Origin of the sequence: Pseudarthrobacter sp. P1, assembly GCF_050156935.1 — a bacterium.
Classification (GTDB): domain Bacteria; phylum Actinomycetota; class Actinomycetes; order Actinomycetales; family Micrococcaceae; genus Specibacter.
Window position 1 is genome coordinate 3,599,672 of the sequence record NZ_CP189584.1, and the last position, 11,985, is coordinate 3,611,656.

Genomic DNA, 11,985 nt, shown 5'->3' on the forward strand with positions numbered 1-11,985 from the left:
CTTGGGTGTGTCTGTTTTCATGGTTCTCTCGAAATATTATATTGAATTCTGTGATCTAGTGGTCAAGTTTTTAAGGGCACACGGTGGATGCCTTGGCATTAGGAGCCGATGAAGGACGTAGGAATCTGCGATAAGCCTCGGGGAGTTGATAACCGAACGGTGATCCGAGGATGTCCGAATGGGGAAACCCCGCCACGCGCCGCAAGGTGACGTGGTGACCCATGCCTGAACACATAGGGCATGTGGAGGGAACGTGGGGAAGTGAAACATCTCAGTACCCACAGGAAGAGAAAACAACAGTGATTCCGTCAGTAGTGGCGAGCGAACGCGGACGAGGCTAAACCGGTCCATGTGTGATAGCCGGCGGGCGTTGCATGGTCGGGGTTGTGGGACTTTCCATTCCAGTTCTGCCGGACTGGTGAGGTGAGAGTGTAGGCATAGGTGAACGGTCTTGAAAGGCCGACCGGAGAGGGTGCGAGTCCCGTAACCGAAATGCTTGTTACACCGCCTGGGAAGCATCCCAAGTAGCACGGGGCCCGAGAAATCCCGTGCGAATCTGTCAGGACCACCTGATAAGCCTAAATACTACCTAATGACCGATAGCGGACAAGTACCGTGAGGGAAAGGTGAAAAGTACCCCGGGAGGGGAGTGAAATAGTACCTGAAACCGTGTGCTTACAAACCGTCAGAGCAGGCTTGGTTCCTGTGATGGCGTGCCTTTTGAAGAATGAGCCTGCGAGTTAGTGTTACGTCGCGAGGTTAACCCGTGTGGGGAAGCCGTAGCGAAAGCGAGTCTGAATAGGGCGAGTGAGTGGCGTGATCTAGACCCGAAGCGAAGTGATCTACCCATGGCCAGGTTGAAGCGACGGTAAGACGTCGTGGAGGACCGAACCCACTTCAGTTGAAAATGGAGGGGATGAGCTGTGGGTAGGGGTGAAAGGCCAATCAAACTTCGTGATAGCTGGTTCTCCCCGAAATGCATTTAGGTGCAGCGTTGCGTGTTTCTTGCCGGAGGTAGAGCTACTGGATGGCCGATGGGCCCTACAAGGTTACTGACGTCAGCCAAACTCCGAATGCCGGCAAGTGAGAGCGCAGCAGTGAGACTGTGGGGGATAAGCTTCATAGTCGAGAGGGAAACAGCCCAGACCACCAACTAAGGCCCCTAAGCGTGTGCTAAGTGGGAAAGGATGTGGGATTGCGAAGACAACCAGGAGGTTGGCTTAGAAGCAGCCATCCTTAAAAGAGTGCGTAATAGCTCACTGGTCAAGTGATTCCGCGCCGACAATGTAGCGGGGCTCAAGTACACCGCCGAAGTTGTGGATTTCCGGTACCAGGCAAGCCTTCGTGGTTCAGCCGCCGGGAGTGGTAGGGGAGCGTCGTGTGGGCAGTGAAGTCGCGGTGTAAACCAGCGGTGGAGCCCACACGAGTGAGAATGCAGGCATGAGTAGCGAAAGACGGGTGAGAAACCCGTCCGCCGAATGATCAAGGGTTCCAGGGTCAAGCTAATCTGCCCTGGGTAAGTCGGGACCTAAGGCGAGGCCGACAGGCGTAGTCGATGGACAACGGGTTGATATTCCCGTACCGGCGAAAAACCGCCCATGCCAAGCGGGGGACACTCACCGCCCGAAGCCTGCCCGGACACCCTTGTGGTGGAAGGGTTTTGGTGGAGCGCGGGAGAAGATCCCGGGAGGCAAGCGTATTAACAGGTGTGACGCAGGAAGGTAGCCGAGCCGGGCGATGGTTGTCCCGGTCTAAGGATGTAGGGCGGGCCGTAGGCAAATCCGCGGCCCTTTAAATGCCTGAGATCTGATGGGACCCCCGTCAAGGGGGATTCGGTGATCCTATGCTGCCTAGAAAAGCATCGGCGCGAGGTTTTAGCCGCCCGTACCCCAAACCGACACAGGTGATCAGGTAGAGAATACTAAGGCGATCGAGAGAATTATGGTTAAGGAACTCGGCAAAATGCCCCCGTAACTTCGGGAGAAGGGGGCCCCAACCTTGAACCACCCGCGCGGTGGGGAGGGGATCGGGGCCGCAGAGACCAGGGGGAAGCGAGTTTACTAAAAACACAGGTCCGTGCGAAGTCGCAAGACGATGTATACGGACTGACTCCTGCCCGGTGCTGGAAGGTTAAGAGGACCGGTTAGCCGCAAGGCGAAGCTGAGAATTTAAGCCCCAGTAAACGGCGGTGGTAACTATAACCATCCTAAGGTAGCGAAATTCCTTGTCGGGTAAGTTCCGACCTGCACGAATGGAGTAACGACTTCCCCGCTGTCTCAACCATAAACTCGGCGAAATTGCAGTACGAGTAAAGATGCTCGTTACGCGCAGCAGGACGGAAAGACCCCGAGACCTTTACTATAGTTTGGTATTGGTGTTCGGAGTGGCTTGTGTAGGATAGGTGGGAGACTGTGAAGCGCCAACGCCAGTTGGTGTGGAGTCATCGTTGAAATACCACTCTGGTCACTTTGGACATCTAACTTCGGCCCGTAATCCGGGTCAGGGACAGTGCCTGATGGGTAGTTTAACTGGGGCGGTTGCCTCCTAAAGAGTAACGGAGGCGCCCAAAGGTTCCCTCAGCCTGGTTGGCAATCAGGTGTCGAGTGTAAGTGCACAAGGGAGCTTGACTGTGAGAGCGACAGCTCGAGCAGGGACGAAAGTCGGGACTAGTGATCCGGCGGCACATTGTGGAATGGCCGTCGCTCAACGGATAAAAGGTACCTCGGGGATAACAGGCTGATCTTGCCCAAGAGTCCATATCGACGGCATGGTTTGGCACCTCGATGTCGGCTCGTCGCATCCTGGGGCTGGAGTAGGTCCCAAGGGTTGGGCTGTTCGCCCATTAAAGCGGTACGCGAGCTGGGTTTAGAACGTCGTGAGACAGTTCGGTCCCTATCCGCTGCGCGCGCAGGAAATTTGAGAAGGGCTGTCCTTAGTACGAGAGGACCGGGACGGACGAACCTCTGGTGTGTCAGTTGTACTGCCAAGTGCACCGCTGATTAGCTACGTTCGGATGGGATAACCGCTGAAAGCATCTAAGCGGGAAGCTCGCTTCGAGATGAGATTTCCATGAACTTTGGTTCGAGAGGCCCCCAGCCAGACCACTGGGTTGATAGGCCGGATGTGGAAGCGAGGACTAACGACTCGTGAAGCTGACCGGTACTAATAGGCCGATAACTTACACCACCCCACACCTGGGTGAACCCGTTCTTCAAAAGGGGTTTACCACCTAAGGGTGTGGAGGTCACTGCATGCTTGCGTCCACTATGTGGTTCCCGGCCAACAACTTCCGTTGTTGCGCGGGGGACGAACACCCGCCACGGGTTTCCCCTCGGAAGCCCCGGCACGGGTGATAAATGAATGAAACGACACACGTTTCCCTGGTTTTCCCGCACCACCCCGCCTGAAAAGGCCAGGGTGTGGTGTGTGGAGGTAGAGTTACGGCGGTCACAGCGTGGGGGAAACGCCCGGTCCCATTCCGAACCCGGAAGCTAAGGCCCACAGCGCCGATGGTACTGCACTCGTGAGGGTGTGGGAGAGTAGGACGCCGCCGGACACCCATTAGGGCAGGCCCCGCACCGTTGGTGCGGGGCCTGCCCGCATTTAACACCCGTTTTGGGGGCGGGGGCGCGGCGCACGGTGCGTGGCCCGGATCCCCGGGACCGGCCGCACGGGCCGGGGGCGCGGCGCCGAACCCCACGGAAAGGCCGCGCCCCGCCACGCCCGGCAGCAGCCGGAGCATGGTCGGGCCGCCCGGCGGGCGGTGGCTGTGCGCAGAAACACGCCCCGTGCAGCCGGTTCACAGCCGGCAGCCTCAGGACTCCGGTCATGGTCGGGTGACGGGTTTGCGGGTTTGTTGATTTTTCGGGGTTCTTGGTCGGTGAAGGGCTGTTAATTCCCTACCGATATTCGATATAATAGATTCAAGAATCCGTATCGATTGGAAGGGTGGAATGATGGGTGTCGTGACTACCCAGCCTCCCCTTCCCGTGGCGATGGTCCTGGATGCCGCGCCCCTGGGATTGGCTGGTTCCCTGGAACGCGATGGTGCCGGCGGCGGTGCCGTTTACCTCCACGGCCAGGTGGTGTTTTCCTGGGATGCCGGCGATGAGGCCGCACGCCGGTGGGCGGCGGTGAAGCTGGCGCAGATGAAGGCCGCTCCGGTGGGTGAGGTCGCCGCCGCTTTCGAGGTCACTCCCGGAATGGTGTGGCTGTGGGGACAATTGCTGGCCGCCGGCGGCATCGTGTCCCTCGTTCCGGAAAAGAAAGGCCCCAAAAAGGCATCCCGGCTCAGCGGCGACGTCATCGCCCGCATCGTGGAACTGCGCGGCACCGGCCTGTCCCAGCAGGCCGTCGGCGATGCGGTCGGCGTCTCCGAGTTCAGTGTCCGCCGGGCCCTGAAACTCGCCGCCGGGCAGGGGGCCGAAGCCGCGCAAACACCCACTGGGGAACCGGAACCGGCACCGGCGCCCGTTGCCGCGGAACTGCCGGTCCTGCCGGCACCGGTGGCCCGTTCCGTGGAGCGTGCCGCCGCGGGCGTGCCCGGGTGCGCTGCCCCGGTGTTTGCCCCGGCGGCCCGCATCCCGCATGCCGGGTTGTTCCTGGCCTTCCCGGCCCTGGAACGCTCCGGCCTGCTCGCCTGTGCACGGGAAACACTGGGGGCCTTGCCGAACGGTTTCTACGGGCTGGACACCATCCTCATCGACGCGGTGCTCCGTGCCCTGGCCGGGCAGGCCCGCGCCGAGGGCGCGACCCGCTTCACCCCCCAGGATTTGGGCCGGATCCTCGGATTGGACCGCGCCCCGGAAGTAAAGACCATCCGCCGCAAAATCGGCCGGCTCGCCGAAACAGGCAAAGCCGCCGAACTGATTGCCGCCCTGGCCGCCCACCACCTGCACGCGGCCGGCCCCGGCGGGGAGAACCTCGCCGCCGTGTTGTATGTTGATGGGCATGTGCGCGCCTACCAGGGCACGAAAAAGATCGGCAAGCTCTACTCGACCCGGTTGAAGTTCCCGGTCCCGGCGACCGAGGAAACCTGGGTCAGTGACGCCCACGGCTCCCCGGTCTTGTTGGTTATGGCCGACCCCGGCGCCTCCCTGGCCAGCGAGCTGCGCCGCATCCTCCCCGAACTGCGCACCATCATTGGCGATTCCCGCCGGGTGCTCGTGGGCTTTGACCGCGGCGGCTGGTCCCCGGCCCTCTTCGCGCACATGGCTGCCCAGGGTTTTGACGTGCTGACCTGGCGGAAAGGCAAAACAGAAGACATCGACGCGTCCCTGTTCACCGAGGTGTCCCACACGGACGGGCACGGTGAAACCCGGTCCTGGCCGGTCGCTGACACGCTCGTGGACCTGCCCCTGGCCGGCAGCAAAACCACCGGGGAAGTCTTCCAAACCCGCCAGATCACCCGCACCGTTCCAACGGCCGGCGGCGCCACCCGGCAGATCCACATCCTCACCACCGATCACGACCTGCCGGCCGGGGAGGCGGTCTACCGGATGGGGGCCAGGTGGCGGCAGGATGAACCGCACTGGGTTTTGTAGAGACTCGGTTTATGCAGTCTGCGATGACAGAATACACGCTTTTTGATGGTTGGTTTCATATTCCATTGGCGGGATGTCGCCGATCCCGGTATGCAACCGTTCGGAGTTGTACCAGGTGACCCAGCGCGCCGTTTCGGTCTCGACCTGCTGGCATGATTTCCATGTCGTGCGCCTGTTCCGGTCGATCAGCTCGGTCTTGTACAGACCGATTGTTGACTCCATCAGGGCGTTGTCGTACGCGTCACCCACGGTGCCGATGGAGCCTGCCATCCCGGCGGCGGCGAGCTGGTCCGTGAGCATCACGGAGGTGTACTGGCTGCCGGCATCCGAGTGGTGGATGAGCCCCTCCGGGGTGAACCCCGTCAGCGTCCTCCTGCGCACCGAGAGCGCCTGCGCCAGGGCGTCGGTGACCAAGACCGTCTCCTTGGACGTGGAGACCTTCCAGCCCAGGATCCGCCGCGATGCGGCATCCGTGACGAACGACACATAACAGAACCCTGCGTAGGTCCATACGTACGTGAAATCGGCGACCCAGATCCGGTCCGGGACGCCTGTGTCCCAGCGGCGGTTGACCCGGTCCGGGAACCGGGCCGCCGTGTCGTCCCGGCGCGTGGTGAACGTCTTGCGCCCGCCGCGCAACACCCCGTACAACCCGGCACGGCGCATGAGCCGGGCGACCTGGTCGCGGCCGACACGGTGGCCGTCACGGAGGAGTTTCTTCCACATTTTATGCACTCCATACACTGAGAAATTGGCGGCATGAATGGTCTGGATGACGTCGGTCATCAACTGGTCCGAGACCGCCCGTTTGGACGGGCCGCGGCGGGTCGCCGCGTAGTAGGTCGAGGGGGCAATTTTGCAGCCGTGCTCGGTGAGCACGGTGCAGATTGGTTCGACGCCCCATCGCAGGCCTTTGGTGTCTTTACGCCCCTTGTGGGCCGCAATGAAGGCAACTATCTGGTGTGTGGCCGGTCGATCTCGGCCGCGAAGAAAGCCGAGGCCGCCTTCAAAATGGAATTGGCCCGGCGCAGTTCGGCGTTCTCCCGGCGCAGCTTCTTGACCTCTTCGCTTTCGGCGATTGTTGACCCGGCCCGGGTGCCGTTTTCGATCTCATGCTGGGCAATCCAGGGCCTCATGGACTGCTCGCTGATCCCCACCAACCCACTGACATGCCGCCTCGAAGCAGCCCCTGACTCGGCAGGCATTTCGCCCCGTCGCTCCAGGTACAGGCGCACCACACGGGCCTTGGTTTCCTCGTCAAACTTCTTGCCACTGGCCATGACTCTATTCTCCCTGTGAGGTTGGAGTCTCCACCAAACCCAGTGCGGTTCACAGCAGCCTGAGCTGCCGCTCCTTCCGGCCCCTGTGTCCCGCACGGCGGAGCGTGCCGCCGCCGGCTTGCTTGAGGGCGCATCCCCGGCGTTTTCCCCGGCCGCCCATGTTCGGCATGCCGGCTTGTTTCTGGCGTTCCCGGCATTGGAAAGCACCGGGCTGCTCTCCTGCGCGAAGGAGGTGTACGGGGCGTTGCCGAAGGGTTTCTACGGGCTCGATACCGTCCTGATCGATGGTGTGCTGAGGGCGTTGGCCGGGGAGGCCCGGGCCGAGGGCGCGACCCGCTTCGACCCCGTGGAGCTTGGGCGGGTGTTGGGGTTGGATCGTGCCCCGGAAGTGAAAACCATCCGCCGGCGGATCAGCCAGCTCGCCGAGACGGGCAAGGCCCCGGAACTGATCGCAGCCCTGGCAGCCCACCACCTGGCCGGCACCGGTCCGGGCGGTGAGGACCTGGCCGCGGTCCTCTACGTTGACGGGCATGTGCGCGCCTACCAGGGCACGAAGAAGATCGGGAAAATCTACTCCACCCGGCTCAAGTTCCCGGTCCCGGCGACCGAGGAAACCTGGGTCACCGACGCCCACGGTTCCCCCGTCTTCGTCGTCATGGCACAGCCCGGTGCGTCCCTGGCCGCTGAACTCCGCGACCTCCTGCTCGAACTCCGCACCGCCGTGGGCGACGGGCGGCGGGTGCTGGCCGGCTTTGACCGGGGCGGCTGGTCCCCGGCCTTGTTCAAACACATGGATGCGGCTGGTTTTGATGTGCTGACCTGGCGCAAAGGCACCATCAAAGACATCGAAGAGAAGCTGTTCACCGAGGTGTCCCACACCGACGAGCATGGGCAGGAGAAGAACTGGTCGGTGGCTGACACGCTCGTTGACCTGCCCCTGGCCACGACCAAAAGCAGCGGGGAGGTCTTTGGGATGCGCCAGATCAGCCGGATCGTGCCCGCCGCCGGCGGCGGCACGAGGCAAATCCACATCCTCACCACCGACCACGACCTGCCGTCCGGGGAGGTCGTGTATCTGATGGGGAACCGGTGGCGGCAGGAGAACCAGTTCCGTTACGCCCGCATACACTTCGAGCTGGACTCCCACGACTCCTACACCAGCACCGAGGACAACGAAGACCGGACGGTGCCGAACCCGGCCAAGGCCAAGGCGTACCAGAAAGTCGTGACCGCCCGGAATGCCCATACCGAGGCCGCCGCCATCGCCGACATCAACCTGATGGCACTGAAAACCCCGGCAGAAGGCTCCAAGGAACTGGCCGTCACGATCACCAGTGCCATGCACAACCGCGCCATGGCACCGCTCTGGGAAGCGGAGAACGCGCTGATCGCAGCCGAGAAGGCCCACAAGAAGATTCCGGCGAAGCTCCGCCTCGGGGAGCTGAACCCGGGCCAGCAAGTACTCGACACCGAGACGAAACTGATCCACACCGGCATCCGGATGGCCGCCTACAACACCGCAATGACCATCGCCAGGGAGATCCGCACCAACACCGGCTACCGGCGCGCCACCCAGGAAGCCCACGCCCTCATGCGCCAAATGTTCAACCAGACGGGAGACATCGACACCACCGAGCCCGGCCACCTCACCATCAGACTGGACCCGCTGCCGACCACAGCCAAAACCGCGGCCGCCGCCGAACTCTGCGCCCACCTCACCAGCACCAAAACCAGCTACCCCGGCACCAACCTCACCCTCAAATACGCCATCAAAACAAAGCCCCAGGGCTCCGGTCATGGTCTGGTGGCGGGTTTGGAAGTTCGTTGACTTTCGGGGGTTTTGAGCGGCTTGGGGGATGTTAATTTTACCTGTTTTGCGATAAAACAGAGTTAGTATTTTATCGTCTATCGAGGGGTGAAATGATGGTTTTCATGACTGCTCAACGTCCCCTGCCGGTGGCGATGGATCCTGTTGCCGTGCCGGTGGGCTTGGCGGTGTCCTTGGTGGAGAACGACCGGGGCGGGGAAGTCTATATCCGCGGGCAGCTCTGTGACGTGTGGGATGCCGAAGATGCTGCGGCACGCCGGTGGGCGGCAGTGAAATTGGTGCGTCTGGGCGCGGCCTCGCAGGCGCAGATCGCGGCAGCTTTCGGAGTTTCCTCGGTGGCGGTGTGGAAATGGGTCCAGCTGGCAGCCACCGGTGGTGTTACCGCCCTGGTGGCGGAGAAGAAAGGCCCCAAGCGCCCCTCCCAGCTGGTCACTGCCACGATCGAGCGCATCGTGGCCCTACGCGCACAAAACCAGTCACTGCGGACCATCGGCGAGACGGTGGGAGTCTCCGAGTTCAGTGTCCGCCGCGCCCTGAAACTCGTTGCCGGGCAGGGCGCCAACGCCGCGGAAACACCCGCCGCCGGTGAACCTGAAACCCAGGAACCAACACCAGCACAGCAGCCTGAACTGCCGCTCCGGCCGGCCCCGGCACCCCGCGCTGCGGAGCGTGCCGCCGCCGGCTTGCCCGGGTGCGCGGTCCCGGTGTTTGCCCCGGCAGCACACATCCGGCATGCCGGGCTGTTCTTGGCCTTCCCCGCCTTGGAAACCACCGGCCTGCTCTCCTGCGCGAAGGATGTCTACGGGTCCTTGCCGAATGGTTTCTACGGCCTGGAAACGATCCTGATCGATAGCGTGCTCCGGGCCTTGGCCGGGGAAGCCCGGGCCGAGGGCGCGACGCGTTTTGACCCGGAAGAACTTGGGCGGGTGTTGGGATTGGACCGGGCCCCGGAAGTGAAAACCATCCGCCGCCGGATCAGCCACCTCGCCGAGACGGGCAAAGCCGCCGAACTGATCGCCGCCCTGGCCGCCCACCACCTGGCCGGCACGGGCCCGGGCGGGGACAACCTGGCCGCGGTCCTCTATGTTGACGGGCATGTGCGCGCCTACCAGGGACGCAAGAAGATCGGAAAGCGGTACTCCACGAGGTTGAAGTTCCCGGTCCCTGCGACCGAGGAAACCTGGGTCACCGGCGCCCACGGCGCCCCCGTGTTCGTCGTCATGGCCGCCCCCGGTGCATCCCTTGCCGCGGAACTGCGCGACCTCCTACCCGAACTACGTATAGCGGTGGGTGACGAGCGGCGGGTGCTGGTTGGTTTTGACCGCGGCGGCCGGTCACCGGCCTTGTTCAAACACATGGACGCTTCGGGTTTTGATGTGCTGACCTGGCGCAAAGGCGCCACGGAAGACATCAAGGAAGAGCTGTTCGCCGAGGTGTCCCACACCCACGATCATGGTGAAGAGAAGACCTGGAAAGTGGCTGACACGCTCGTTGACCTTCCCCTGAACGCCACCAGGACGACCGGGGAGGTCTTCCAGATCCGCCAGCTCAGCCGGGTTGTGGCCACCACCGGCGGGGGCACGAGGCAAATCCACATCCTCACCACCGATCGCGGCCTTCCCGCCGGGGAGGTGGTGTATCGGATGGGGAACCGGTGGCGGCAGGAGAACCAGTTCCGTTACGCCCGCATGCACTTCGACCTTGACTCCCACGACTCCTACGCCAGCACCGAGGACGACGAGGACCGGATGGTGCCGAACCTGGCCAAGGCCAAGGCGTACCAAAAAGTCGTTGCCGCCAGGAATGCCCATGCCGAGGCCGCCGCCATCGCCGATATCAACCTGTTGGAGCTGAAAACCCCGCCAGAAGGAAGCAAGGAACTGATCGTCACGGTCACCAGTGCCATGCACAACCAGGCCATGGCACCACTCCGGGAAGCGGAGAACGCGCTGATCGCAGCCGAGAAGGCCCACAAGGGAATCCCTGCCACGCTCCGCCTCGGAGAACTCAACCCGGGCCAGCAGGTCCTGGATACCGAGGTGAAGCTGATCCATACCGGCATCCGGATGGCCGCCTACAACACCGCGATGACCATCGCGAGGGAGATCCGCACCAACACCGGCTACCGGCGCGCCACCCAGGAAGCCCACACCCTCATGCGCCAACTGTTCAACCAGTCCGGCGACATCGACCCCACCACCCCCGGCCACCTCACCATCAGACTGGATCCGCTGCCAACCAAGGCCAAGACCGCGGCCGCCGCCGAGTTGTGCGAGCACCTCACCGCCACCGAAACCCGCTACCCCGGCACCGATCTCATCCTCAAATACACCATCAAAAACCGGGCTCAATCCTAAAAGCATTAAATCGCCATGACCGGAGTCCTGAGCCCGCGGCTCTCAGGAATTAAATCGTGATGTCAGGAGCCCTGGCTCCTGGTGTCCATTGCAGCCCTGCTGATCGCCTCCTTCGCCTTCAACTTCAACAACTTCAACGTCATCTACATACTCACCGGCGGCGGTCCGCGTTTCACCGACACCAGCCGTGACATCGGCTCGACCAACATCCTGGTCACGCTGGTGTACACGGTGGCGTTTGGCCAGGGCAGCGGCGACTACGGCTTGGCCAGCGCCGTGGCAATCATCATCTTTCTCATCGTGGCCACGGTTTCGCGGTCAGCTTCAAGAAGACCAAAGCGCTGGAGGACGTGAACTCATGAGCACCCAGACCACCGTGGCTGTGCAGGCCACGACGACGGCGGTTCTTCCGTCCCGGCCCCGCCGCCGCTTCGGCGCCTGGTTCAAGGACAAGGGCTGGCGGCACCTGGTGGGCGCGCTGGTGAGCATTTTTGCCGTCTTCCCGCTGTTGTACATCCTCTCCGCGGCGCTGAATTCCAATGGCACGCTGGTGGTGTCCAACGCACTCTTCAGCCAGATCGACGCCGGCAACTTCACCAAACTGTTCAGCGATGCCAGCCGGCCTTTTGGCCGCTGGTTCATCAACACGATGGTCATTGGCCTGGTGACCAGCGCGGCCACCGTCTTCCTGGGGGCCATGGCCGCCTACGCGTTTTCGCGGATGCGGTTCACGGGCCGACGCGTGGGGCTGCTGTCGCTGCTGCTGGAGATGTTCCCGCAGCTGCTCGCCGTCGTCGCAATCTTCCTGCTGCTCAGCGGGATTTCCGACGTCGTCCCGTGGCTGGGGCTGGGCAGCCAGCTGCACCTGGTGACGCCCATCTTGGCCGTCGTCGGATTGCTGGCGTTCATCGGCATTTCCAGCGAATTTGTCATTGCTAGTGTAGTGTCTCCAAAATAGTTCATGGCTTGGGTGTTAA

At 62.5% G+C, this 11,985-nt stretch carries 3 protein-coding genes, 2 rRNA genes and 3 pseudogenes; 7 read left to right on the forward strand and 1 reads right to left on the reverse strand.

Translation table 11 applies throughout. The features are described from left to right. The first annotated feature begins 60 nt into the window (after positions 1 to 60). The 3 genes from ACQCSX_RS16980 to ACQCSX_RS16990 all read left to right on the forward strand — a co-directional run bounded on the left by ACQCSX_RS16980 (position 61) and on the right by ACQCSX_RS16990 (position 5,543). Positions 61 to 3,187, forward strand: a 23S ribosomal RNA gene (locus tag ACQCSX_RS16980). A 252-nt stretch (positions 3,188 to 3,439) separates the two neighbouring features. After that, positions 3,440 to 3,556 (forward strand): 5S ribosomal RNA (gene rrf, locus ACQCSX_RS16985). A 409-nt stretch (positions 3,557 to 3,965) separates the two neighbouring features. Further along, entirely contained in the window at positions 3,966 to 5,543 is a 1,578-nt protein-coding gene (locus ACQCSX_RS16990; RefSeq protein ID WP_427016417.1) for a putative transposase, read from the forward strand. Between the two features lie 9 nt (positions 5,544 to 5,552). Here ACQCSX_RS16990 and ACQCSX_RS16995 read toward each other — a convergent pair. Further along, a pseudogene (locus tag ACQCSX_RS16995) lies at positions 5,553 to 6,823 on the reverse strand (IS3 family transposase). 85 nt (positions 6,824 to 6,908) lie between these two features. Between ACQCSX_RS16995 and ACQCSX_RS17000 the strand changes: the two are divergent. The 4 genes and pseudogenes from ACQCSX_RS17000 to ACQCSX_RS17015 all read left to right on the forward strand — a co-directional run. After that, positions 6,909 to 8,651, forward strand: coding sequence for a putative transposase (locus ACQCSX_RS17000; protein ID WP_427016418.1), 1,743 nt, complete (start codon positions 6,909 to 6,911; stop codon positions 8,649 to 8,651). Positions 8,652 to 8,755: 104 nt separating this feature from the next. Beyond that, positions 8,756 to 11,008, forward strand: coding sequence for a putative transposase (locus ACQCSX_RS17005; protein WP_427016419.1), 2,253 nt, complete (start codon positions 8,756 to 8,758; stop codon positions 11,006 to 11,008). Between the two features lie 69 nt (positions 11,009 to 11,077). After that, positions 11,078 to 11,370: pseudogene (locus ACQCSX_RS17010) on the forward strand (ABC transporter permease subunit); the annotation flags it as partial. Beyond that, positions 11,367 to 11,954: pseudogene (locus tag ACQCSX_RS17015) on the forward strand (sugar ABC transporter permease); the annotation flags it as partial. The pseudogenes ACQCSX_RS17010 and ACQCSX_RS17015, both read left to right, overlap by 4 nt. Positions 11,955 to 11,985 lie beyond the last annotated feature (31 nt).